General features: G+C 71.9%; 20 protein-coding genes, 1 other RNA gene and 1 pseudogene. 9 read left to right on the forward strand and 13 right to left on the reverse strand.

What is annotated here, in order from left to right; all coding sequences use genetic code 11:
* Positions 1–9: 9 nt before the first annotated feature.
* A complete protein-coding gene (locus H1D24_RS23635; protein WP_181659675.1) occupies positions 10–1,431 on the reverse strand; it encodes a multidrug effflux MFS transporter in 1,422 nt (473 codons plus the stop codon).
* 93 nt (positions 1,432–1,524) lie between these two features.
* On the opposite strand from H1D24_RS23635, the gene H1D24_RS23640 reads away from it, so the two are divergent.
* Complete coding sequence (locus H1D24_RS23640) at positions 1,525–2,550, forward strand: Gfo/Idh/MocA family protein (protein ID WP_181659676.1); 1,026 nt, start codon at positions 1,525–1,527, stop codon at positions 2,548–2,550.
* 51 nt (positions 2,551–2,601) lie between these two features.
* Here H1D24_RS23640 and H1D24_RS23645 read toward each other — a convergent pair whose 3' ends face one another.
* A complete protein-coding gene (locus tag H1D24_RS23645; protein WP_181659677.1) occupies positions 2,602–4,248 on the reverse strand; it encodes an alkaline phosphatase D family protein in 1,647 nt (548 codons plus the stop codon).
* 241 nt (positions 4,249–4,489) lie between these two features.
* Between H1D24_RS23645 and H1D24_RS23650 the strand changes: the two genes are divergently transcribed.
* Positions 4,490–4,960 (forward strand): lamin tail domain-containing protein, encoded by a 471-nt coding sequence (locus tag H1D24_RS23650; protein WP_181659678.1) that lies wholly within the window; start codon positions 4,490–4,492, stop codon positions 4,958–4,960.
* Between the two features lie 133 nt (positions 4,961–5,093).
* Here the strand turns inward: H1D24_RS23650 and H1D24_RS23655 are convergent, their stop codons facing one another.
* The gene (locus tag H1D24_RS23655) at positions 5,094–6,119 is read right to left on the reverse strand and encodes an aldo/keto reductase (protein WP_181659679.1); all 1,026 of its coding nucleotides are present in this window, start codon (positions 6,117–6,119) and stop codon (positions 5,094–5,096) included.
* A gap of 88 nt (positions 6,120–6,207) precedes the next feature.
* Positions 6,208–6,801, reverse strand: coding sequence for a DoxX family protein (locus H1D24_RS23660; RefSeq protein ID WP_181659680.1), 594 nt, complete (start codon positions 6,799–6,801; stop codon positions 6,208–6,210).
* Between the two features lie 323 nt (positions 6,802–7,124).
* Between H1D24_RS23660 and H1D24_RS23665 the strand changes: the two genes are divergently transcribed.
* Positions 7,125–7,307 carry a hypothetical protein gene (locus H1D24_RS23665; protein ID WP_181659681.1) on the forward strand — a complete coding sequence of 61 codons (183 nt, stop codon included), beginning with the start codon at positions 7,125–7,127 and terminating at the stop codon, positions 7,305–7,307.
* A gap of 39 nt (positions 7,308–7,346) precedes the next feature.
* Here H1D24_RS23665 and H1D24_RS23670 read toward each other — a convergent pair whose 3' ends face one another.
* Positions 7,347–8,309: an ATP-binding protein gene (locus tag H1D24_RS23670; protein WP_181659682.1), complete on the reverse strand. Its 963-nt coding sequence runs from the start codon at positions 8,307–8,309 to the stop codon at positions 7,347–7,349.
* 174 nt (positions 8,310–8,483) lie between these two features.
* On the opposite strand from H1D24_RS23670, the gene H1D24_RS42565 reads away from it, so the two are divergent.
* Positions 8,484–10,334, forward strand: coding sequence for a serine/threonine-protein kinase (locus H1D24_RS42565; RefSeq protein WP_181659683.1), 1,851 nt, complete (start codon positions 8,484–8,486; stop codon positions 10,332–10,334).
* Between the two features lie 96 nt (positions 10,335–10,430).
* Here H1D24_RS42565 and rnpB read toward each other — a convergent pair.
* An RNA gene (rnpB, locus tag H1D24_RS23680) (RNase P RNA component class A) lies at positions 10,431–10,840 on the reverse strand.
* Positions 10,841–10,941: 101 nt separating this feature from the next.
* Positions 10,942–11,511, reverse strand: a complete 570-nt coding sequence (locus H1D24_RS23685; protein WP_181659840.1) for a Uma2 family endonuclease — start codon at positions 11,509–11,511, stop codon at positions 10,942–10,944.
* Between the two features lie 190 nt (positions 11,512–11,701).
* On the opposite strand from H1D24_RS23685, the pseudogene H1D24_RS23690 reads away from it, so the two are divergent.
* Positions 11,702–11,938, forward strand: a pseudogene (locus H1D24_RS23690) (MerR family DNA-binding transcriptional regulator); the annotation flags it as partial.
* A 36-nt stretch (positions 11,939–11,974) separates the two neighbouring features.
* On the opposite strand, the gene H1D24_RS23695 reads toward H1D24_RS23690, so the two are convergent.
* A complete protein-coding gene (locus H1D24_RS23695) occupies positions 11,975–13,435 on the reverse strand; it encodes an RNB domain-containing ribonuclease (RefSeq protein WP_181659684.1) in 1,461 nt (486 codons plus the stop codon).
* 422 nt (positions 13,436–13,857) lie between these two features.
* Between H1D24_RS23695 and yaaA the strand changes: the two genes are divergently transcribed.
* Both yaaA and eda read left to right on the forward strand, forming a co-directional pair.
* Entirely contained in the window at positions 13,858–14,667 is an 810-nt protein-coding gene (yaaA, locus tag H1D24_RS23700) for a peroxide stress protein YaaA (RefSeq protein WP_181659685.1), read from the forward strand.
* An 83-nt stretch (positions 14,668–14,750) separates the two neighbouring features.
* Positions 14,751–15,413 carry a bifunctional 4-hydroxy-2-oxoglutarate aldolase/2-dehydro-3-deoxy-phosphogluconate aldolase gene (gene eda, locus H1D24_RS23705; RefSeq protein WP_374064312.1) on the forward strand — a complete coding sequence of 221 codons (663 nt, stop codon included), beginning with the start codon at positions 14,751–14,753 and terminating at the stop codon, positions 15,411–15,413.
* Positions 15,414–15,487: 74 nt separating this feature from the next.
* On the opposite strand, the gene H1D24_RS23710 is transcribed toward eda, so the two are convergent.
* From H1D24_RS23710 to H1D24_RS23720, 3 genes are read right to left on the reverse strand one after another with little or no spacing between them, the layout of a single operon-like run.
* On the reverse strand, positions 15,488–17,173 hold the full coding sequence (locus tag H1D24_RS23710; RefSeq protein ID WP_181659687.1) for a bifunctional RNase H/acid phosphatase: 1,686 nt from the start codon (positions 17,171–17,173) through the stop codon (positions 15,488–15,490).
* Between the two features lie 22 nt (positions 17,174–17,195).
* Positions 17,196–17,939 (reverse strand): zinc ribbon domain-containing protein, encoded by a 744-nt coding sequence (locus H1D24_RS23715; protein ID WP_181659841.1) that lies wholly within the window; start codon positions 17,937–17,939, stop codon positions 17,196–17,198.
* Positions 17,936–18,790, reverse strand: a complete 855-nt coding sequence (locus H1D24_RS23720; RefSeq protein ID WP_181659688.1) for a Nif3-like dinuclear metal center hexameric protein — start codon at positions 18,788–18,790, stop codon at positions 17,936–17,938. The genes H1D24_RS23715 and H1D24_RS23720 overlap by 4 nt, the downstream gene beginning before the upstream one ends.
* A 277-nt stretch (positions 18,791–19,067) precedes the next feature.
* On the opposite strand from H1D24_RS23720, the gene H1D24_RS23725 reads away from it, so the two are divergent.
* Together H1D24_RS23725 and H1D24_RS23730 are read left to right on the forward strand one after the other, a co-directional pair.
* Complete coding sequence (locus H1D24_RS23725) at positions 19,068–20,312, forward strand: hypothetical protein (RefSeq protein ID WP_181659689.1); 1,245 nt, start codon at positions 19,068–19,070, stop codon at positions 20,310–20,312.
* Between the two features lie 46 nt (positions 20,313–20,358).
* Positions 20,359–20,529 (forward strand): hypothetical protein, encoded by a 171-nt coding sequence (locus tag H1D24_RS23730; protein ID WP_181659690.1) that lies wholly within the window; start codon positions 20,359–20,361, stop codon positions 20,527–20,529.
* Positions 20,530–20,635: 106 nt separating this feature from the next.
* Here the strand turns inward: H1D24_RS23730 and H1D24_RS23735 are convergent, their stop codons facing one another.
* Both H1D24_RS23735 and H1D24_RS23740 read right to left on the reverse strand, forming a co-directional pair.
* Positions 20,636–21,595 (reverse strand): 3-oxoacyl-ACP reductase, encoded by a 960-nt coding sequence (locus tag H1D24_RS23735; RefSeq protein ID WP_181659691.1) that lies wholly within the window; start codon positions 21,593–21,595, stop codon positions 20,636–20,638.
* A gap of 54 nt (positions 21,596–21,649) precedes the next feature.
* Entirely contained in the window at positions 21,650–22,726 is a 1,077-nt protein-coding gene (locus H1D24_RS23740) for a Zn-dependent alcohol dehydrogenase (protein ID WP_181659692.1), read from the reverse strand.
* Positions 22,727–22,860 lie beyond the last annotated feature (134 nt).

A 22,860-nucleotide genomic window follows, 5' to 3' on the forward strand; every position in this document is an offset into this window, starting at 1 on the left:
GTGGTGCGCTCAGTGCTCCGCCTCCTCCCGGGCGCTCTTCCGCTGCGGGGCCCCGCTTCCGGCGCGCAGGCTCGTTTCCTGTGCGCGCGGCTGCCAGGGACGGCACAGTGCCACGAAGCAGGCGACCGCCACCAGTGCGCACGCCAGTTGGACGACGGCCATCGGGACGGCCGTGGCCTCGCCGGCGATGCCGACGAGCGGCGAGGCGATCGCTCCGATGAGGAAGGAGGACGTGCCGAGCAGCGCGGACGCGGAGCCCGCGGCGTGCGGGGTGCGCATGAGGGCGAGCGCGTTGGTGTTGGGCAGGGCCAGACCCATCGCGGACATCAGCACGAAGAGTCCGGCGGAGATCGGGACGAGTCCCGCGTCGGGTCCGAAGACGCCGGTCGTCAGGAGCAGCAGGGCCGTGGCGGCGGCGGTGATGACGGCGAGGCCGAAGCCGAGGGCCTTGTCGAGGCTGACCCGGCCGACGAGCAGCTTTCCGTTGATCTGGCCGGTGGCTATCAGGCCGACCGAGTTGATGCCGAAGAGGAGGCTGAAGGTCTGCGGGGACGCGCCGTAGATCTCCTGGATGACGAACGGCGAGGCGGACACGTAGGAGAAGAGCGCGGCGAAGGCGAAGCCGCCGGCGAGCATGTAGCCGGTGAAGACCCGGTCGGCGAGCAGGCCGCGCATGGTGCGCAGCGCCTCGGCGGTGCCGCCCGCGTGCCGCCGGTCGGGGTCGAGTGTCTCCGGCAGCACGCGCCAGACGAGCGCGGTGAGGGCGACGCCGATCACCGTGAGGACGACGAAGACGCCGCGCCAGTCGGTGATCCGCAGCACCTGTCCGCCGATGAGGGGGGCGACGATCGGGGCCACGCCGGAGATCAGCATGAGGGTGGAGAAGAAGCGGGCCATCTCCACGCCGTCGTACAGGTCGCGGACGACCGCGCGGGCGATCACTATGCCCGCGGCGCCCGCCAGGCCCTGGACCAGGCGGAAAGCGATGAGTAGTTCCATGCTGGGCGCGAAGGCGCACACCGCGGTGGCGACGATGTACACGAGCAACCCGGCGAGAAGCGGGCGCCTGCGGCCCCATTTGTCGCTCATGGGTCCGACGACGAGCTGCCCGAGCGCCATGCCCGCGAGGCAGGCGGTCAGCGTCAGCTGAACCGTCGCCGCGGGCGCGTGCAGCGCGTCGGTGACCTCCGGGAGCGCCGGGAGGTACATGTCCATGGAGAGCGGCGGTACGGCGGTGAGCCCGGCGAGCACCAGAGTGACGAGCAGTCCGGTGCGGCGGGCGGCAACGGGCCCGGCAGCCTGACCCTCTCCGCCCTTCACCCCTCTGGAACCCCGCTGCCCCGCGTCTGTGGGGCCGTCCTCCACGGGGCCATGGCCTATGGCGCCGTCCGCCCCTGCGTCTGCTGACTTCCTCCGGCCGCGCTCGCGCATGGCCCCCCTCCCGGTCCTTGATTCCGCCCCATATGCTCTCAGCTCGAACGCGGTGGTCGAGACCGCCGGAGGGCGAACAGGGAGGGAACCTCGATGACGACACAACCGGTGCGGTGGGGAATTCTGGCGACCGGCGGGATCGCAGCCGCGTTCACCGCGGATCTGCTGGACCTGCCGGACGCGGAGGTCGTCGCGGTGGCCTCGCGGACGGACGCCTCGGCGAAGGCCTTCGCGGAGCGCTTCGGCATCCCGCGGGCGTACGGCAGTTGGGGCGCCCTGGCCGAGGACGCCGAGGTGGACGTCGTCTATGTGGCGACGCCGCACTCGGCGCACCGCGAGGCGGCGGGCCTGTGCCTGGAGGCGGGCCGGAACGTGCTGTGCGAGAAGTCGTTCACGCTCAACGGGCGCGAAGCCGAGGAGCTGGTGGGCCTGGCCAGGGAGCGCGGCCTCTTCCTGATGGAGGCCATGTGGATGTACTGCAACCCGCTCATACGGCGACTCAAGGCGCTGGTGGACGACGGTGCGATCGGCGAAGTCCGCACCGTCCAGGCCGACTTCGGGCTGTCGGGCCCGTTCCCCGCCTCGCACCGGCTGCGGGATCCCGCCCAGGGCGGCGGCGCGCTGCTGGATCTGGGCGTCTATCCGGTGTCGTTCGCGCAGCTGCTGCTGGGTGAGCCGTCGGACATCACGGCCAGAGCGGTGCTCTCCGACGAGGGCGTCGATCTCCAGACGGGAATGCTGCTCTCGTGGGAGAGCGGTGCTCATGCCCTGGTGCACTGCTCCATCATCGGGGGCACCCCCGTCATGGCGTCCGTCACCGGCTCGCAGGGCCGCATCGACATCCCGTACGGCTTCTTCCACCCCGACCGTTTCGTACTGCACCGCGACGGCCGCGACCCGGAGGAGTTCGTGGCGGACCCGGCCGCCGGCACGGCCGCCAGCCTCAAGCACGAGGCCGTGGAGGTCATGCGCTGCCTGCGCGCGGGCGAGACCGAGTCCCCGCTCGTGCCGCTCGACGGTTCCCTCGCGGTGATGCGGACGCTCGACGCGGTACGTGACCGCATCGGCGTCCGCTATCCCGGCGAGACGGACCTCGCGGCTCAGGCCGTGTCGGCCTGAGCCGGTTCCGGCGCCCGCCTCCGCGTCCGCGTGAGGCGGGCTCGATCCCGGTCAGGCGGGGTTGAGCCCCTGGTTCCCCGCCTCCGTCACGAAGGACGCGGCCGTGGTGATCGGCGCCCCCGGCGTCGTCACCGCGCTGACCGTCTTGAAGTCGGCGCGTGCGGACCCGGCGCCCAGCTCGACCGTCACATAGCCGCGACGCCCGTTGTAGAACTTCATGTGCGGGTTGGCCGCCATATAGGTGTCCCAGTTGGCGGGCTTGTCCGCGCCGTCCCGGCCGCTGGAGACGGACGTCGCGACGATCTCGGTACCGACGGTCTTCGAGGCCTGGTCGCCGAAGTCCCGCTTGATGTCGAAGGCGTAGCCGACGTGCACGTCGCCCGTGAGCACCATCAGGTTGTCGATTCCGGCCGACTCCGCCCCGGCGAGGACGCGTTCACGGGAGGCCGGGTAGCCGTCCCAGGCGTCCATGGACACCTTGGACGGCAGGGTCGTGGTGTTGTACCGCTGCGAGAAGGTGACCTGTTGCGGCACGACGTTCCACAGTGCCTGCGAGTTCCGCCATCCGTCGAGCAGCCACCGCTCCTGGGTCTCGCCGGTCAGCGTGCGCGAGGGGTCCTCGGACTCGGGGCCCGGGTACTGCCAGCCGTCCCCGTACGCCTGGTTGGAGCGGTACTGCCGGGTGTCGAGGATGTCGAACTGCGCGAGCCGGCCCCAGTGGAGACGACGGTAGAGCTGCATGTCGGGGCCCTCGGGCTGCTGCGGGCGGCGCAGCGGCTGGTTCTCCCAGTAGGCGCGGTAGGCGGCGGCCCGGCGCAGCAGGAACTCCTCCGGCGGTACGGAGTTCTCGGGTATGTCGCCCGCGTAGTTGTTCTCGGTCTCGTGGTCGTCCCACGTGACGACGAAGGGGTGCGCGGCGTGCGCGGCCCGCAGGTCGGGGTCGGACTTGTAGAGGGCGTACCGCAGGCGGTAGTCCTCCAGCGTGATGGTCTCGCGGTTGAAGTGGGCGGGCAGGGTGCGGTCGGTGTAGTTGCGGTAGCCGCCCACCGAGTTGACGGCGTACTCGTAGAGGTAGTCGCCGAGGTGGAAGACGATGTCGACGTCGTCCTGCGCCAGGTGCTGGTACGCGGTGAAGTACCCGTCGTGGTACGCCTGGCAGGAGACCGCGGCGAGCGTCAGCGCGCCGGGCCGGCTGCCGGCCGCGGGCGCGGTGCGGGTGCGGCCGGTCTCGCTGACCCAACTCCCGGCGCGGAAGCGGTAGTAGTAGACACGTCCGGCGTCGAGGTGGGAGACCTCGACATGGACGGAGTGGTGGAACTCGGGGTGCGCGGTGGCGGTGCCGCGTCTGGCCATCCGACGGAAGCCGGAGTCGTGGGCGAGCTCCCAGTGGACGGTGACGCGCTCCTGCGGAAGACCGCTGTCGGGCTCGTACGGCGCGGGGGCGAGCCGGGTCCAGAGGATCACGGAACCGGGGAGCGGGTCGCCGGAGGCGACGCCGAGCGTGAACGGGTTCTCGGTGATCTGGGCCGCGTCGAGTTCGGCGGCGCTCGCTGCGCCCGCGGCCGGCAGGTTGGTGGCGAAGGCGAGCGCGGCGGCCGCGCCGGTGACGGTGAGGAAGCGGCGGCGGCCGAGGTGGCGGGCGGCGGCGCGGAGTTCGGGGTCGTGCTCGGACGGTGGCGTCGGACGTGCGGGTGTCATCTGGCCCTCCCCTGACGGTTGTTGTCAGGGGCATTGAATTTGCGGGGGGCGACCGACGCCTGTCACGTGCACAACAAGAAGATGGCGGACGTATGAGTTCCGCATAAGACCCACTCACATCCGCACACACCCGCACAAGAAGAATTTGCACAAGCGGAATGTGAGACACCGCCACCTTTGGGTCAGGTGGAGCCCCTATGCTCAACTCCTCTCCACCGGACCTTCACAGTTGGAGCACAACTTGCGCATACGTTCCCTGGTCCAGGCAGCCGTCGCCTTAGCGACCCTGACCGCGCCCCTGCTCGTCGCAACCCCGGCTTCGGCGGCCTCGGCGGCGCACCAGAGCGGTCTGCACCTCGGCTACATCCAGTACGACAGCCCGGGCTCGGACGGCGGCTCCAACTCCTCACTGAACGCGGAGTGGGTGAACATCCACAACAACACCGGCTCCGCGATCCAGCTCAAGGGCTACAAACTGAAGGACAACACCGGCTACACGTACACCTTCGGCAGCTACCGGATCGGGGCCGGCAAGACCGTCAAGGTCCGCACCGGCAAGGGCACCAACGCCGCGGGCGTCCGCTACTGGGGACGCGGCTGGTACGTCTGGAACAACACCAGCGACAAGGCGCGGCTGATCAAGCCGAACGGCACGCTGCTGGACTCCTGCTCCTGGACGACGTCGGACGACGGCTACAAGAACTGCCACTGACCGCGCAGCAAAAGGCCCACAGGACCATTTCGACGGGGGTGGACAACCGCTCCGCGGTGACCAGGTGACCAAGGGGGGCCCGCGATGGGGAGCGCGGGAACGCCCTGGGCCGCCGCGGAGCGGTTGTTCTGGTTCACGCCTTCGTGGATCCCTGAGCCCCGAGTACGCGCTCGATCTCCGCCAACTCCTCCTTCGCCAGCGGCCCGTACGCCAGCGCCCCCGCGTTCTCCTCCGCCTGCGCCACCGTCCTGAAGCCGGGAATGGGGACCGTCCGCGGGCTGCGCGCCCACAGCCAGGCCAGTGCGCCCTGGGTGAGGGTGCGCCCGCGGCTCATCAGGACGGACCGTACGGCCTCGACGCGCGCCAGCCACTCCGGATCGGCGCCGCCGCCCGCGGCGAACCCGGGCAGCCAGGCGGGCGGCGCGCTGCGGATGTCACCGGCGGCGAGCGTGCTCTCCGGCACGTACTTGCCGGTCAGCAACCCCATCGCGAGCGGGCTGCGGTTGATGCTGGCGAGGTCCGACTCCTCGCACAGCGTGAGCAGTTCGGGCGCGTCCTGGAGGATGTTGCAGCGGTGCTGGACGGCCGCGCAGTGCGGGCCCGCGGCGAAGACGGCCGCGCGCGCCGGGTCGTCGGTGCTCCATGCGTACGCGCGGATGAGCCCCTCGCGTACGAGATCCTCGCAGGCGTCCCGCAGGAGAGCGGCCCGCTCGGGGTCCGCGTCGGACAGGTGCAGCTGGTAGAGGTCCACGTAGTCGGTGCCGAGCCGGGCGAGCGAGGCGGTCAGCGCACGCCGTACGTACGCCGGTGAGTCGTCGCTGCCCGTGAGGGCCTTGCGCTCCTCGTCGAAGAGGTTGCCCCACTTGGTGGCCACCACGACGTCCGCCCTGCGCCTGCCGAGGGCCCGTCCCAGTACGCGCTCGCTGTGCCCGGTCCCGTACACGTCGGCGGTGTCGAAGAAGGTCACACCCAGGTCCAGCGCCCGGCGCACGGCGCGCACCGACTCCTCGTCGTCGACCTTGCCCCACCCGAGCGGGCTCCCGTCCGGGGCCTGCCACTCGCCGCCGATGGCCCAGCAGCCGAAACCGAGGGCGCTCACCTCGATTCCGCTGCGTCCGAGGGTCCTTGTGTACGACGAGTCCGCTTCGTTGGTCTCCATACCGCTGAACGCTACGAGTTGGAGTGCACGCGAAGGCAATCCCTCTGCCGGACTCAGGCCTGATTCCTGAGGTCGGGAAGCCGGGACCTCATACCCCCTGCGCCGCAGCTCCGCCCGCGGGCTCCTCGCCGAACGGTCCCTCCTTCACCTCCTGCTCGGAGGGCGCCGCCTGGGCCAGTCGTACGTGCCTGTTCCGTGCCGCGATCACGCCCATCGTGCCGATGGCCGTGGCCGCGAACGCCACCGGGACCATCCAGTCGCGGTTGACGAGGTGGCCCAGGGCGTGGTCGAGGGAGATGCGGCCCGGCCCGCTGATGGCGAGGCAGGCCGGCACGAGGCCGAGGAACGCCGCGTACTCGTATCCGCCGCTCTGGGCGAAGAAACCGCTGGGTGCGTGCACAGCCGCCGCCCCCGCCATCCCGCCGGCCGCGGCCGCTCCCGCCGCGGGCGTCGCGAGACCGAGGGCGAGGAGCGCGCCGCCACCCGTTTCGACGAGCCCGGCGGCGACGGCGCTCGCCTTGCCCGGCTTGTAACCGACGGACTCCATCATGGCGCCGGTGCCCTCGATTCCGCCGCCGCCGAACCAGCCGAAGAGCTTCTGGGTGCCATGGGCGGCGAGCACCCCGCCGGTTCCGAGGCGAAGCAGCAGAAGGCCCAGGTCACGTCGGTCGATAAAGGTCACGGCAACTCCTCGGGGCGTGCGGTTCAAGGGACGTACGGGTCCAGGGCTTCGCGAGTGCCCTCTCCACCGTCGCATCACACCGGGCCCGGCACCCGGCCCGTGCGGCCGTTCGAGTGGTGGCGGTCGGGGTCATGGCAGGCTGCGCCCATGGACCGCGGAGGAGGTCTTCGCCTCCCACCTCGCCCGCGTCACGGCCCGCTCACTCGCGCAGTGACGACGCGCAGTGAGGACGTGCAGCGACGACGCGATGGACGCGGAAATCTCCTCGGATCGCGCCGTGAGGGTGCTCGCACGGTGAACGCCCGTTCGGCGTATTCGGCGTCGTGGCCGGACACGCTGCGGGCGCAGCCTGGGACGAGGAGCTCGTTCACGTCCTCCGGCGTCGGCGGTACGAGGGCGTCATCCACGACTTCGTGATGCTCGACCCCCTGCGCGAGACCCAGGCGGCCGGGGCCGCCGTCGAGCAGGGGGTCGGGGTGCTCCGGAGGGCCCTGGACACCTCCTGACGGCTGCCCCGGCTGGGCGGGGAGTCTGGGCGGCCGCACTCAGGCAGAGGCCGAGCCCAGGGCGGCCGGGCCGTGCCGGAAGCCGGGGTCGACCTGCGCGGAGAGGTCGCTTCCGGTGGCCTTGTCGGCCCAGGCCGCGGCGTTGCGGAGGTGGAACTCGACGGCGTGCTTCTGGAAGGCCTCCCAGTCCTTGGTCCGACCGTCGAGAGCGGTCCGCAGCTGGCGCAGGGCATGGACGTTGTGCGGCTCCAGGTCACCCTGAGGACGCCCCCGCTCCTGGGACCGCACCCAGGAGGACTGCTCGAAGTACGCCAGGAGATGGTCGCCGACGTGCTCCTTGAGGAAGAGCAGATCGTCCTCGCCGGTGACCTTGTTGCCGACGACCGCGACCGGGATGCCGAACTCCTCGGAGTGGTCGCGGTACTGGCGGTAGACGGAGAGGCCCTTGCGGGTGGGCTCGGCGACCAGGAACGTCATGTCGAACCGGGTGAACAGCCCGGAGGCGAAGGCGTCAGCGCCGGCGGTCATGTCGACGACGACGTACTCGCCGGGCCCGTCGACGAGATGGTTGAGGTACAGCTCCACGGCCCCGAGCTTGGAGTGGTAGCAGGCCACTCCGAGATCGCTCTCGTCGAACTCACCGGTGACCATCAGCGGCACCCCGCCCACGTTCTGGACGTGGTGGGCGTGCACCGCGTCGTCACCGAGCAGTCGCAGCAGGCGCGAGCCCCGGCCGGGCGGGGTGGTCTTGATCATGGCTGCGCTCGAGGTGATACGCGGGTTGTCGCCCCGGAGATGGTCCTTGATCTCCGCCAGTCGCGCGCTCAGGGGCGGCGCGTCGAAGGTCTCACCGTCGTCGAGACCGAGGGCCTGGGCCAGATGCTGGTTGATGTCGCCGTCGATGGCGACGACGGGCGCGCCTGAGCGGGCCAGATGACGTGAGAAGAGGGCCGACAGCGTGGTCTTGCCGCTCCCGCCCTTACCGACGAACGCGACGCGCACCACGGACCCCCGAGCTGAAAATGAATGTCATGTGGCCAGATCTAGCGGGGTCGCTGTGAGGCTGTCAAATCGCGGTTCACTCAACTTGATGAGTGAGCAGCGGAGTTGAGGGCAGGCCCTGGGGCCATGCGGTGCGTTCATGGCGGGCGTGGCCCGCCGGTATGGTGATCTGTCATGGACGCGCTGGGGGCGGACGATCCGCGGGTTGTCGGTGGTTACCAGGTTTTCGGGTTGCTCGGGCGCGGCGGTATGGGGCGGGTCTATCTGGCACGCGCGGCCGACGGCGGCGGCGCGGTGGCGCTGAAGGTCGTCAACCGGGAACTGGCCGGCCAGGACGAGTTCCGCAATCGGTTCCGGCGCGAGGTGCGAGCCGCGCGCACGGTCGGCGGGGAGCGGACGGCGCGGGTACTCGACGCCGACACCGAGGCGGAGACGCCCTGGGTGGCCACCGAGTACGTGCCGGGGCTGTCGCTGGCCGAAGTCGTCGGCTCGATGTACGGACCGCTGCCCGCGCGTTCCCTGTGGGCGCTGGCGGACGGGCTCGGGCGGGCGCTGCGCGCGATCCACTCCGCCGGCCTGGTACACCGCGACCTCAAGCCGTCCAACGTGCTGCTCGCCCCCGAGGGGCCGCGCGTCATCGACTTCGGCATCGCACGCCACGTCGCCCAGACCGCTACGACCCTCACCCGTACCGGCATCACCCTCGGCTCACCCGGCTACATGGCCCCCGAACAGGTACTCGGCGAGCAGATCGGTCCCGCCGCGGACGTGTTCTGCCTGGGTGCGGTGCTGGCGTACGCGGCAACCGGAGTCGCGCCGTTCGGGGACCCGGCCATCGGGCCGCACGCGCAGATGTTCCGCATCGTGGAAGGCGAGCCCGATCTCAGTGAACTCGCTTCCATGGACGGGGATTTGCACGCCCTGGTCGCCGCCTGCCTGCGGAAGCCTGCGGAAGAACGGCCCAGTGTGGACGAGGTGCTGGAACGAACGGCCGGGAAGACCGACGGCTTGGCCGGGACGGCTGACGGCTCGGCCGGGAAGACCGACGACTCGGCCGGGACGGCTGACGGCTCGGCCGGGAAGACCGACGGCTCGACCGGGACGGCTGACGGGGATGAGGGCGGTTGGCTTCCTGCCGACCTGGTGGAGCTGCTCGAGCGCCAGGCGCGGCGTACGGCTGAGGAGTTGGCAGCCGCTGACGCCAGTGCTGGCGACGCCGGGGAGAACGACGTGGGCACCGTCGTGCTGCGGGGACGGGGTGCGGGCACGGCGGGCGGCTCCGGTCCGGAAGCCGCAGCCGCTCCCACCGACCCCTCGCAGCAGCCGCGGGGCCGTACCCGCGCGCGGCGCCTGCTCGTCGTATGCCTCGTGTTCGTGACCGTCGTCGTGACGGGCGTGGGCGCCTGGGTACTGCTGCCCTGGGCCGAGAGGGAGGGATCGGGCGGCGCGGACGGGAGTGCGCGGCTGCCCGGCGACGGGCCTTCCGTGTCCGCGAGTTCGGCGGTGCCGCAGAAGTCCGCCTCGCCGTCGCCTTCGGAGTCCGACTCGGCGTCGCCTTCGGCGTCCGCATCGCGGTCGGGCAGCGCCACACCGCCGGATCCCAGCGGAGGCGCGGACCCGTCGCCGTCGTCGGGCGACGCCGGAGAGGACGGCGACAACAACGAGGCCGGGGGTCCGCCGGCGGGCGATGACTCGACGCCGGACTCGGGGGCGCAGTTCCCGGCCGCGTTCGCCGGCACGTGGGCGGACGGCCAGGACACGGTCGTCATCCCGTCGGCACCGGACAACGGCAAGACGGTGACCGTGACGTACTACGACGACGAGGGCTGGTGCCGGTACGTCCACACCATCACCGGCGTGACCTCGACCCGGATCTTCCTCGACCAGCAGGAGATGACCGACTTCTCCCCCGAGGATCACCAGTGCGCCTCGGAGGCGACGGACGGCTGGCACGTCGCGCGCGTGGACGACGACCACATCCGGTATGGCTCGCCGTCGGTGACATACGTGTTCACGCGCACGTGACCGGAACCCCCGGGAATCCCCAGGTACGCGGGGGGAGCTCCAACAGCAGGAGGCCTGTGGCCCTGGTCGGACTTTTCCCTGGTGAGGGCCACAGGGCAGACGAGTCGGGCTGTACGCCGGGTTCTGTTCCGGAGGGTCCTCGCGGGCCCTCCGGCGACGGCCATCCATCTAGGGCCGACGTTGCCGCCGGCCTCGTGCGGTCTACCCGCGGACTCGGGCGGGCAGCCCTCGATCGTCCGCGCAGAGCCGCTTGTTACGGCGGCTCCTCTTGACCTTGCTCCGGGTGGGGTTTACCGAGCCGCCTGGGTCACCCCAGGCGCTGGTGGTCTCTTACACCACCGTTTCACCCTTACCGAGGACCGAGGTCCCCGGCGGTCTGTTTTCTGTGGCACTGTCCCGCGGGTCACCCCGGGTGGCCGTTAGCCACCACCCTGCCCTGTGGAGCCCGGACGTTCCTCGGGAAGCTCCCTGCGAGGGGATCTTCACGCGGCCGTCCGCCCGGCTCGTCTGCCGTGTGGACCATGGTACCGGTGTGCGCGGGGGCCGGTGGCGTGCAGGGTCGGGCGGGTCGTGGGTCCCTTTACGTGAGGCCTTCGCGTGAAGGCCCTCAAAGGAACTCCGCGGTCTCCAGGTCGAAGCCGAACGGCTCCGGGAGAGGCAGCGTCTTGCCGAAGCTGATCGCGCAGTGCTGCCGGTAGTCGCCGTCTTCGGGCTCGCTGAACAGGGTGACGGAGGACTTGTCACGGTCGACCAGCAGGTAAAGGGGGATTTCGCCGCGTGCGTAGCACCGGCGCTTGGCCTCGCGGTCGACGCTCGGCCGGGAGGACGTCACCTCGACCACCATGGCCACGTCGGGGCAGGGCATCCACGGTTCCGCGCCGCGGAAGAGGCGAAGTGCGCTGGGAGCGAAGGTGCTGTCCGGGATGACATGGTCCTTCGGGCAGTCGCCCGCTCTCTTCAGCTTGAGTCCCTTGTTGCCTGAGACGTCCATGTCGGTTCGGGACCGCCTGAGCACCTGCTTCACGATCTGGTTGATGTAGTCCTCGTGATCCCCGTCCGGCGGCGGCGTCACAACGATCTCCCCCTCGATCAGTTCGGCCCGGAAGCCCTCCGGCGTATCCAGCGCCAGGAAGCCCTCCAGCAGCAGGTCCGCCTGCATGAGCGGCTCTTGTGCCATGGCAGTCATGTCACGCCCCTTCTTCGGTCGCTCGCCAGACTGGGACATTCGAGATCAGCCGTCCCTGAGATCGAGGGTTCTTACCTCGATCGTGGCACACGATCACGGAAAGTTGTCGGCGTTCCCGTGCTCCGTAGAACCCCTCACCTCCGCTTGACCCTGCCGCAGCGTCAATGTTTCCACTGGGCGCATGCAGATCGGAGAGATCGCCGCCGTCGTCGGTGTGACGACGCGGACCATCAGGCACTATCACCATCTCGGGCTGCTGCCCGAGCCCGAGCGGCGGGCCAACGGCTACCGCGACTACGGGCTGCGGCACGCCGTCGTTCTCGCCCATATCCGGCGGGCTGACGGAGCCGGGGCTGGGCTCGCCGAGGTGTGGGACGCGCTCGCGGACGACGCCGGGCGCGACCTCGCCGAGGTGCTGGATCGACGAGTCCCGCGGATCCACGAGCCCGCGACGTCACGCGGGGGTGAACAGCGCCTTCGCCCTGCCCGGATCCGCCTGCCTGAGCCGGACCCGGAGCCGCTCCCCCAGCGGCAGCGGCTCCGTACCGCCCTCGATGCGGGCGACGACCGCCGGGGCGGTCAACTGCACGGTTCCGGCGGTCGGTTCGTGCTCCTTGACGTCCACCACACAGGCGTCGAAGACCTCGCCGATCCGGTCCATGAGCAGCGCGGCCTCGACGATGTCGAGGCACTCGCGCTCGACCGTGCCCGCGCGCCGCGTCCCCTCCGCCATCTTCGCGGGCAGTGCGTCGAGGTCCGCGAGCACCCACTCGGGCGGCTCCCGGCCCGCGACGGCCGCCACGCACACCTCGGACGTATAGCGGTCGACGAGGCGGCGCAGGGGTGCGGTGCAGTGGGTGTAGGGCGCGGCGACGGCGGCGTGGAGGGGGAACTCGGGGACCCTGCCGCCGCTGAAGACCGTGTATCCGGCGCCGCGCAGGAGGGTCGTGCACTCCTGCAGGAACGCCGCGTGACGGGACTGGCGCGGGTCGAGTGAGCGGACCAGTTCGGCGTACGGGACGTGGTGGGGCCAGTCGATGCCGAGGGCCTTCGCGGTACGGCGGAGGCGGCCGACGGCGCCGTCGGGGGCGGCGGGGAGGGTACGCAGGACGCCGGTTCCGCGGGTGATCATCAGCTCGGCGGCCGCCATGCCGGTGAGCAGGGAGATCTGGGCGTTCCAGCGGTCGGTGGGGAGCGGGGCGCGGTAGGTGAGTGCGTAGGTTCCGGCGGCCGGCCCGTGCGCCGGTGTCTCGATGATCTGCTGTTCGGGGACGTTGAGGGAGATGCCGCCGCGTTCGGCCTCCAGTCGTTCGCGCAGTGTGCCGACGGTCCGGAGGAGAGCGAGCGGTTCCTCCGCGGTGCCCGCGTCGATGTGCCGCTGGGCGCTTGCGTAGTCGAGCCGGGTGCGGTTGCGGACCAGGGCGCGGCGTACGTCGGTGGAGACGGTGCGGCCGTCGGCGTCGAGGTCGAGGGTCCACAGGACGGCCGGGCGGGCCTGACCGGGAAGCAGACTGGCGGCGCTCTCCCCGATCAGGGCCGGGTGCAGCGGCACCCTTCGGTCCGGGAAGTAGAGGGTGGTGATCCGGCGGTGGGCCTCGGTGTCGAGGGCCAGCCCGGGGGTGACGAACGCGGCCACGTCGGCGATCGCGTAACGGACCCGGAAACCGCCGCCGGGGCGCCGGGACAGGTGCATCGCCTGGTCGAGGTCCTGGGAAGCGGCAGGGTCGATGCTGAAGAGGGGCAGGTCCGTCGCGTCGCGATCGGGCAGCCGTGGCGCCTGCGCGACCTGTTCCGCCTCGTCGAGTACGGCGGCCGGGAAGGTCTCGGGCACCGCGAGCTCCACACGCAGCCCACGCAGCGCCGTCCGCAACGGGGCATCGACGGCGGCGGTCACCTTCAGATGACGGCGGGGCATGGACCGAGCGTAGGCCGGGGCGGGGGCGACGGCATGCTGTGGTAGGCGGGGCGGCGGGCGGGGTGGATCCGCTGTCGCGGCGGGGTGCGGCGGATTCGCCCTGGCAGCGGGGCGGGTTCGGGTGCCGGCGCGGGCCGGACAGGCCGGGTGCCCGGTGCCGCGGGGCGGGTCCGGTGACCGCGGCGGTCAGCCGGCGTCGCCCCCTCGCTGCGCGTCGGTCCGCGTCTGTACGCCGTAACGGCGAGGGCCGACGGTCAGCCCTGTGGTGGTCGGGCGGGGCGGGTCGGCCGCGCAGCGGCGGAAGCCGCCAAGCGGCACCCGGTGCCCACAGGCAGCCCCCAGGGCACCCCGTACCCTGACGCCGGGCGCCGCATCGCACCGTGCCCGTTCCGCTGTCCCTCACGCCCTGAAGGAGATCCGCTGTGCTCGTGCTGCTGCCGCCGTCCGAAGGCAAGGCCCCGTCCGGGCGCGGCGCGCCGCTGAAGCTGGACTCGCTGTCGCTGCCGGGGCTCACCGAGGCGCGGCAGGCGGTGCTGGAGGAGCTCGTCGAGCTGTGTGCGGGAGACCCCGGTGAGAACGAGAAGGCCCGCGAGGTGCTCGGTCTGAGCGAGGGCCTGCGCGGCGAGATCGCCAAGAACGCGGAGCTGCGGACGGCAGGCGCTCGGCCGGCCGGGGAGATCTACACGGGCGTCCTCTACGACGCGCTGGACCTCGCGTCCCTCGACCCGGCCGCGAAGCGGCGGGCGAAGCGCTGGCTGCTGGTTTTCTCGGGGCTGTGGGGCGCGGTCCGGGTCGGCGACCGCATCCCGTCCTACCGCTGCTCGATGGGAGTGAAGCTCCCGGCGCTCGGCGCGCTCGCCGCGTACTGGCGGGCACCGCTGGCCTCGGTCATGCCCGAGGCCGCCGGCGACGGGCTGGTCCTGGACCTGCGGTCGTCGGCGTACGCGGCCGCGTGGAAGCCGAAGGGCGAGGTCGCCGAGCGCACGGCGACCGTGCGAGTGCTGCATTCGCAGATGGTCGACGGCGTGGAGAAGCGCTCCGTCGTCAGCCACTTCAACAAGGCGACGAAGGGCCGGATCGTACGGGGCCTGCTGACGTCCGGTGCCGAGCCCAAGAACCCGGCCGCGCTGGTCGACGCGCTGCGGGACCTCGGCTACGTGGTCGAGGCGGAGCCGCCTGCCAAGGCGGGGCGGGCGTGGGCGCTGGATGTCGTGGTGACGGAGATCCACTGAGCCCGAAGTCCATTTGAGACCCGAAGTCCATCCATTGCAGTATGCGCAACGCGCTTTGCACATGCTGTATACGGCGCGGCAGGATGAGCCCCATGACTACGCCGCCGCTCTCCTCATCCGTACTGGACCTCGCCCCCGTTCTCCCCGTCGTCGTCGTGGAGGACGTCGCCGATGCCGTGCCGCTGGCGCGGGCGCTGGTCGCGGGCGGGCTGCCGGCGATCGAGGTGACGCTGCGGACGCCCGCCGCGCTCGGCGCGATCCGGGCGATCGCGGACGACGTGCCGGGCGCGGTGGTCGGCGCGGGCACCGTGATCTCCCCCGCGAACGTCGCCGACTCGCTGGCCGCCGGGGCCCGCTTCCTGGTCAGCCCCGGCTGGACGGACGGGTTGCTGGAGGCGATGAAGGCGTCCGGCGTGCCGTTCCTGCCGGGCGTCTCGACGACGTCGGAGGTCGTGGCGCTGCTGGAGCGCGGCGTGAACGAGATGAAGTTCTTCCCCGCGGAGGCGGCCGGCGGCACCGCGTATCTGAAGTCCCTCGCCGGTCCGCTCCCCCAGGCCCGGTTCTGCCCGACGGGCGGCGTCGGCCTCGCGAACGCGGCGGCGTACCTCGCCCTGAAGAACGTCGCTTGCGTGGGCGGCAGTTGGATCGTGCCGCGGGACGCGGTCACGGCCGGGGACTGGGACCGGGTGGAGACGCTGGCGCGGGAGGCGGCGGCGTTGCGTGATATCAGCCCGTCCGGCGTTTGAGGACGAGCCCGCAAGGGCGACAAGTGGGTCTGGGGGCGGAGCCCCCAGCGGGGTCCAGGGGCGGAGCCCCTGGCCTACCGGAGGTGCCCCGTATCGTTCAGCAGCCGCAGGCTCGCGTTCCCGTCCGCGTAGTACGCGATGGCGGAGAGCGAGGCCGCCGAGAGTTCCATGCGGAACAGGGACTCCGGCGGGGCGCCGAGTGCGAGGCGTACCAGCGTCTTGACCGGGGTGACATGCGTGACCAGGAGGACCGTGCGGCCTCTGTACGCGGTGATCAGCTTGTCGCGGGTCGCGGCGACCCGGCGGGTGACCGCCGCGAAGCTCTCGCCGCCACCGGTCGGTGCCGCCTTCGCCGAGGCGAGCCAGGCGTTCAGGTCGTCGGGGTAGCGGTCCCGTACCTCCGCGAACGTCAGGCCCTCCCACGCGCCGAAATCCGTCTCACGCAGCCCCTCCTCGATGCTCACCTCGAGTCCGAGCCGGGTGGCGACGATTCCCGCGGTCTCGCGGCACCGCCTGAGCGGTGAGGAGACGACGGCCTGGATCGTGCCGCGGGCGGCGAGCGCCGCCGCGACACGGTCGGCCTGGGCGCGGCCCGCGTCCGACAGCGCCGGGTCACTGCCGCCACTGCCGGAGAACCGCTTCTCGCGGGTCAGCGGGGTCTCGCCGTGCCGCAGCAGTACGAGCGTTGCGGGCGCCCCCAGATCGGGGGGCGCAGCCCAGCCGACGGGCGGCGTACCCACGGCGACGCTCCGAGCCGCCCGCACATCCGCGCCGGCCTTCGCCCGCACGTCAGCCGCCACCTCCCGAGGGGCCTCGGCGACAGCACCCCTCTTCGTACCGGTACCGGCACCGGCACCGGCACCGGCATCCGCACCGACGCCAGCCTGCGCGCCCGCGCCGGCCTTCGCCCGCACATCAACCCCGGCGCCCCCAAGAGCCTCGCCGACAGCGCCAGCCGTCGTCCCGGCATCGACCTGCGCGCCCGCGCCGGCCTTCGCCTCGGCGTACGGCGGGGCGCCGACCCCAGCGTGCCTGCCCGCGTCGCTCCTGGCGCCGCCCTCGACCGTGCCACGCTCGGCGGTCGCGCCCGGAGCAGCCTCCGACGCCACGGCTCCCGGCCGCTGACCCACCCCCTGTTCCAGCAGATCAGCAGCGGCCTGCCCCTGCCGCCCCGCGGCGGCGGCCGTCTCCGCCCCGCCACCCCCGCGCGAAGCCGCACCCGCCATCGCTGCCCGAGCCCTGGCCGCCCCCGCTGCCGCGTCCCCGGGCGGCCCCGACGGGACGAGCACGGTGGGACCGGACGGGCCGGCGCCCAGCTCCGCCGAAGAGCGCGAAGCCGCCCACTGCTCGCCCCGCCTGCCCGCGTCCATCGCCTCGTTGGCCAGCCGGTCCGCGTGCTTGTTCTGTTCCCGCGGGATCCACTCGAAGGTGATCTGCGACGGCGGGAACACCGTCTTCGCCTCCGCCGCGAGCGGCTTCATGCCCGGGTGCTTGATCTTCCACCGGCCGGACATCTGCTCGACGACCAGCTTGGAGTCCATCCGTACGCGCACGCGCGCCGCCGGGTCCAGCTCGTGCGCGGCCCTGAGGCCGGCGAGCAGGCCCCGGTACTCGGCCACGTTGTTCGTGGCGGTCCCGATGTACTCGGCGGCCTCCACCAGGGTCTCCCCCGTGGCCGCGTCCTTCACGACGGCGCCGTAGCCCGCGGGCCCCGGGTTGCCCCGGGAGCCGCCGTCGGCCTCGACGATGAACTCACGCATGCGCAGCCGCCCTGGCAGCGCGTTACAGGCCGGACTCGGACGTACGGACCAGGATGCGGCGGCAGTTCTCGCAGCGCACCACGGCGTCCGGGGCCGCGGCCCGCACCTCGTTGAGCTCGGTGATGTTGAGCTCCAGGCGGCAGCCCTCGCAGCGCCGCTGGTAGAGCCGGGCCGCGCCGATGCCGCCCTGCTGCCCGCGCAGCTTGTCGTAGAGCTTCAGCAGGTCCGCGGGCACGGAGGCGGACACGACCTCGCGCTCCTTGGTGACCGACGCCGTCTCGCCGTCGATCTCCTCGTACGCGGCGTCGCGGCGCCCCGTCGCGTCGTCGATCTTCGACTGGACGGACGAGACCCGCTCCGTCAGCTCGGCGACCCGCTCCTGCGCGGACTCGCGGCGCTCCATGACCTCGAGCACGATGTCCTCGAGATCGCCCTGGCGCCGGGCGAGGGACGCGATCTCGTGCTGGAGGTTCTCCAGGTCCTTCGGCGAGGTGATGGCGCCCGAGTCCAGGCGCTGCTGGTCGCGGGCGGCGCGCTGCCGGACCTGGTCGACGTCCTTCTCGGCCTTGTCCTGCTCGCGGGCGCAGTCGCTCTCCTCCGTCTGCGCGGCGACGAGCAGGTCGCGCAGCTGCGTCAGGTCCTTGTTCAGCGACTCGATCTCGGCGTGCTCGGCCAGCGACTTCCGCTTGTGCGCGAGCTGCTGCAGGCGTACGTCGAGGGCCTGGACGTCGAGGAGTCGGATCTGGTCGGCGGGCGCGGCGTTCAGTTGGGGGCTCCAGAAGGGGTGGGTGCGGCTGACGCCGCGTGGGTGGTCCAGGGGTCGGTGACCGTCTTCGAGACGTGGACGCGAAGTCCCCATCCGTGCCGGTCGGAGATCTCGTCGAGCTGGGCTGCGGCCAGCTCGCACCAGGGCCACTCGGTGGCCCAGTGCGCCGCGTCGAGCAGCGCGAGAGGACTGTGTTCGCGGGCCTCGGACACCGGGTGGTGGCGCAGGTCCGCGGTGAGGAAGGCGTCGACGCCGGCGGCACGCACGTCGTCGAAGAGGCTGTCGCCGGAGCCGCCGCTGACCGCGACAGTACGCACCAGCATGTCCGGGTCGCCCGCGACGCGGATGCCCTGCGCCGTGGCGGGCAGCCGCTTCGCGGCGAGCTCGGCGAGCTCGCGCACGGTCAGCGGGTGGTCCAGCTCGCAGACCCGGCCGAGGCCGCGGCGGCCCTCGGGATCCGTCGGGTCCGGGACGAGGGGTCCCACGACCCGGAGGTCCAGCGCGCCCGCGAGGGCGTCCGATACGCCCGGGTCGGCGCGGTCGGCGTTGGTGTGCGCCACGTGCAGCGCGACGTCGTTCTTGATCAGGGTGTGCACGACGCGGCCCTTGAAGTGGGAGGCCGCGACCGTCGTCGTACCGCGCAGATACAGCGGGTGGTGGGTGACCAGCAGGTCGGCGCCGAGCTTCACGGCCTCGTGGGCGATCTCCTGGACGGGGTCGACCGCGAACAGCACTCGCGAGACCTCGGCGTCCGGTTCGCCGCAGACGGTGCCGACCGCGTCCCATCCCTCGGCCCGCTCGGGGGGCCAGAGTGCGTCGAGCGCGGCGGTGACTTCAGACAGACGGGGCACGAGGGACAGGCTAACTCGTCTTTGCTGCCGAGCCGCCGCCGCTCCCGCGGACCCGGCTGATCGCCGCGGGCGCTCCCTGGTTCGAACAGAGATCAGACGGCAGTTGATGAGGCTCCCTAACCTTTGACATACCTTCGGCACCCGCCCCGGCTCAGCACAAGCCCCACCACTTCCTCAGGCGAATCGGGGCATCGCCACCCTTTGGTGTGAAGCGGGTGTCCGCTGGTGCCACGCGAACGCGTACGAAAACTAGCTTCGGCGCCGGAGGTGACCCACGATGACGGCCCTTGCCATCGAGTCGGTTGCGGAGAACGAGCAGAAAGCGTTCGGCATGCGGCGGACGGCATGCATGATCGCCGCGGACGGCTCCTACGCCGCGCGGCTGGCGTACGACGGTCGGTCCTGGTTCCCCGAGCGGTGGACGCTGGACGGGCCCGAGCCCTATGCGGTGCCGCTGCCCGCGAACCAGCCGGAGGAGCCCGGCACCGAGGTGCTCCCCCTCACCGACGGGCGCGTGCTGATCCACCGCGTCACGGCCGGACGGCATGCCTTCTCGCTCCTCTATCCGACCGGTCCGGAGACCGGCGAGCTGCGTCTCGGGACCGTGCAGTGCGGAGAGCTGAGCCTGCTGCCGCCCGCGCCCGGCGGCTCGCGCGCGTACGCGCTCGCGGCGGGCGAACAGTCGACGGCGGTATGGCTGGTGGCGGGCGGCGCGTTCGGGCCCGAGCATGTCGCTGAGATTCCCGGCCGCTGCTCGGGCGGCGTCTGGCTCGACCGTACGGGCCGGATGCTCGCCCTGGACCGGCGGCTGGACGGGCGCACCAAGACGGTCGCGGTCGACCTGGAGCGCGGCGGCGAGGTGTCGCCGCTCCTGCAGATCACCGAGGAGAGCAACGACCGGTTGCTGCTCGCGGACGCCGACAGCGGGCTGCTGCTGATCCGCTCCGATGCCCCTTCGCCGGGCCATGACCGGCTGGGCTGGGGGGTGCTGGGGAGCACGCTGCCGGTGCGCTTCCCCGAGTGCCTGCGGCTGACCGACTGCGCGGTGACGCCGTTCGCGATCCAGCCGGGGCAGGCGCTGATGCCGGAGAGCAGCGCGGTGGCGCTGCGGATCGACGGCGCGGCGGGCAGCTGGCTGGGAGTGTGGCGGCCCGCGCAGAAGCACGTGCATCAACTCCCCGCCCCCGAGGGTTGGTTGGCCGGGGCCGGCCTGTGGACGCGGGACGGGGTGCTCCGGCTGCCGTATGCGACGACTGCCGTGCCGTGCGGGGTGGCGCGGGTGCCCGCGCCGACGGAGACGCCCCGGCCCGCCGCCCCGGCCCCCGGCGGAGGACCGTCCTCGGGATCGGACTCGGCCTCGGGCGCGGGCTCGGGTTCGGACGCGAGCTCACTCCCCGGGTCCGGAGCAACGGTGCGAAAGCCGCGGTGGGAGAGGGTGGAGACGAACCCCGCCGCGGCCGCGGGACCACGCCCGGTCCCGTTGCAGCAGGCACCTCTCAACGGCCGTGAGGCCGCCGGTTAGACTCGCCCGCTGCACCGAAAGATCTTGTTACGGGGTGACCTACCGGATGACGGAAACCAGAAGCAGTACGGACACGACGACCAACGACCCGCGGGCTGCCGCGCACCAGCCCGACGGCCACGGCAGGCACCGGGGCCCGGAGTCCGCCCTGGAGGGCGGCACGGTGGAGACGCCGGACCCGCGCGGCCGGCATCGCAAGCCGTCCGACGAGGGCTGAGGCCCGCGGAGACGGAAGATGCCCGGAGCCCGGCACCTGCGCGGAATGTGCGCAGGTGCCGGGCTCCTCGCACGTCCCGTGCTCGCGACAGCAGCCGGCCCCGGAACTACCCGCGCTTGAGACCCAGCACCTCCGCCGCCGCGAAGGTCTCGTTCGCCGGACGCCCCTCGTAGTACGGCGAGAGCAGCTCGTCGAGCTCCTCGTAGGAGAAGAGCTCCTTCGCGGTGTCGAACTTGGCGGCCACCTTGGGGCGTTCGACGATGGCGACCATGCCGCCGTGCACGACGAGCAACTGGCCGTTCACCCGGGCCGCCGCGGGCGAGGCCAGATAGCCCACGAGCGGGGCGACGTGCTCGGGCGCCAGCGGGTCGAACCGGCCGTCACCGGGCTGCCCGTTGCCCGGATCAGGTGGAATGGCCGCGAAGACGTCCTGGGTCATGCGGGTCCGGGCCCGCGGGCAGATGACGTTGGCCGTCACGCCGTACTTGCCGAGTGCCAGTGCCGTCGATGTCGTCAGCCCGACGATGCCGCCCTTGGCCGCCGCGTAGTTGGGCTGTCCCGCCGATCCGGCGACGAAAGCCTCGGACGAGGTGTTGATGATCCGCCCGTGGACCGGGCCTCCCGTCGCCTTGGAGCGCTCGCGCCAGTGGACGGACGCGAAGTGCGTCGTGTTGAAGTGGCCCTTCAGATGCACCCTGATCACCGAGTCCCACTCGCTCTCGGTCATCGAGAAGATCATCCGGTCGCGCAGAATGCCCGCGTTGTTGACCAGGATGTCGAGCTTGCCGAACGTGCCGATCGCCAGATCGACCAGCGCACCGGCCTCCTCGAAGTCGCCGACATCGCCGGTGTGAGCGACCGCCGAGCCGCCCGCCGCGCGGATCTCGGCCGCGACGTCCTCGGCGGGTCCGGCCGAGCCCTCGCCGGAGCCGTCCCTGCCCGGCTGTCCGTAGTCGTTGACGACGACGCTCGCGCCGAGCCGGGCGAGTTCCAGCGCCTCGGCCCGCCCCAGGCCGCGGCCCGCTCCCGTGACGATCGCGGACAGGCCCTCGAGTGGCAGTGACATCACGGTCCCTTCAATCGCGGACGTTTCGATCACGGACGTTGCGTTCAGGAACGGTCAGATCTCAATGCACGTACGCAGTGCCGCACCCGTGCGCATCTGGTCCAGCGCCTCGTTGATCTCGGCGAGCGGCACGCGATGCGTGATGAGACCGGACAGGTCGATGCGCCCCGCGCGCCAGAGCGCGATGGTGCGTTCGTACGAGCGCATGACGTCCCCGCCGCCGTACATGGAGGGCAGGATCCGCTTCTCGTCGAAGAACAGCTCGAACATGTTGAGCTGCAGGAAGTCGTCCATGGCGCCCGCGCCGACGACGACCAGCGTGCCGCCGCGCCGGGTCGTCTCGTACGCGGTCCGGGCGGTCGCGGACTTTCCGACGACCTCGAAGACGTAGTCGAAGCCCTCGCCGCCGGTGATCTCCTGCTTGGCGTCGGCGAGTTCCTCCGGTGCGGCGGCCCGCGTGGCGCCGAACCTCAGCGCGGCCTCACGTCGCGAAGCGACGGGGTCGACGGCCACGATCTCGGCGGCGCCCTTGAGCCGCGCCCCCTGGATCGCCGAGATGCCGACGCCGCCGCAGCCGATCACGGCCACCGACGAACCGGCCTCCACATCGGCCGTGTTGAGCGCGGCGCCGAGCCCGGTCGTCACACCGCAGCCGATGAGCGCCGCGATGTCGAAGGGCACGTCGTCCGGGATGGGCACGGCACAGGCGGCGTCGACGACGACCTCCTCGGCGAAGGTGCCGGTGCCCGCGAAGCCGAAGACGTCGCCGCCGGGGCGCTTGAAGTTGGGGGTGCCCGCGTTCATGAACCCGGCGAGGCACAGTTCGGTCTGCCCGCGCTTGCAGGAGGGGCACTGGCCGCACGCCGGGAGCCAGCACACCACCACACGGTCGCCCGGCTCGAGGTTCGTGACGCCCTCGCCGACCTCCAGGATCTCGCCCGCGCCCTCGTGCCCGGGGATGAACGGCGCGGGCTGCGGCAGCACGCCGCCCATCGCGGAGAGGTCCGAGTGGCACAGCCCGCCGGCCCGTACGCGGACCCTGACCCTGCCCGGGCCGAAGCCCACCGCCTCGACGTCGTCGAGCACCTCGAGCTTGTCCTGGCCGATCTCGTGCAGTACGGCTGCGCGCATGGTGCGGCTCCCCTCAGGAGGTCCGACGATCACGAATGGTCGACGACTGTTTCGCTGTTATGAGCGTTTCGGCGGCTACGAACAATCAGGCAGTGAAGAAGGCGATGACGAAGGCGATCACGAAGGCGATCACG

Source organism: Streptomyces himalayensis subsp. himalayensis (genome assembly GCF_013778455.1).
Taxonomy (GTDB): Bacteria; Actinomycetota; Actinomycetes; order Streptomycetales; family Streptomycetaceae; genus Streptomyces; species Streptomyces himalayensis.

What these genes read in the sequence shown, in the direction of transcription:
- H1D24_RS23635 (WP_181659675.1), bottom strand. Translation starts at nt 1,431, where the DNA reads ATGCGCGAGCGCGGCCGGAGGAAGTCAGCAGACGCAGGGGCGGACGGC.
- H1D24_RS23640 (WP_181659676.1), top strand. Translation starts at nt 1,525, where the DNA reads ATGACGACACAACCGGTGCGGTGGGGAATTCTGGCGACCGGCGGGATC.
- H1D24_RS23645 (WP_181659677.1), bottom strand. Translation starts at nt 4,248, where the DNA reads ATGACACCCGCACGTCCGACGCCACCGTCCGAGCACGACCCCGAACTC.
- H1D24_RS23655 (WP_181659679.1), bottom strand. Translation starts at nt 6,119, where the DNA reads ATGGAGACCAACGAAGCGGACTCGTCGTACACAAGGACCCTCGGACGC.
- H1D24_RS42565 (WP_181659683.1), top strand. Translation starts at nt 8,484, where the DNA reads ATGGACGCGCTGGGGGCGGACGATCCGCGGGTTGTCGGTGGTTACCAG.
- H1D24_RS23685 (WP_181659840.1), bottom strand. Translation starts at nt 11,511, where the DNA reads ATGGCACAAGAGCCGCTCATGCAGGCGGACCTGCTGCTGGAGGGCTTC.
- H1D24_RS23695 (WP_181659684.1), bottom strand. Translation starts at nt 13,435, where the DNA reads ATGCCCCGCCGTCATCTGAAGGTGACCGCCGCCGTCGATGCCCCGTTG.
- eda (WP_374064312.1), top strand. Translation starts at nt 14,751, where the DNA reads ATGAGCCCCATGACTACGCCGCCGCTCTCCTCATCCGTACTGGACCTC.
- H1D24_RS23710 (WP_181659687.1), bottom strand. Translation starts at nt 17,173, where the DNA reads ATGCGTGAGTTCATCGTCGAGGCCGACGGCGGCTCCCGGGGCAACCCG.
- H1D24_RS23725 (WP_181659689.1), top strand. Translation starts at nt 19,068, where the DNA reads ATGACGGCCCTTGCCATCGAGTCGGTTGCGGAGAACGAGCAGAAAGCG.
- H1D24_RS23730 (WP_181659690.1), top strand. Translation starts at nt 20,359, where the DNA reads ATGACGGAAACCAGAAGCAGTACGGACACGACGACCAACGACCCGCGG.
- H1D24_RS23735 (WP_181659691.1), bottom strand. Translation starts at nt 21,595, where the DNA reads ATGTCACTGCCACTCGAGGGCCTGTCCGCGATCGTCACGGGAGCGGGC.
- H1D24_RS23740 (WP_181659692.1), bottom strand. Translation starts at nt 22,726, where the DNA reads ATGCGCGCAGCCGTACTGCACGAGATCGGCCAGGACAAGCTCGAGGTG.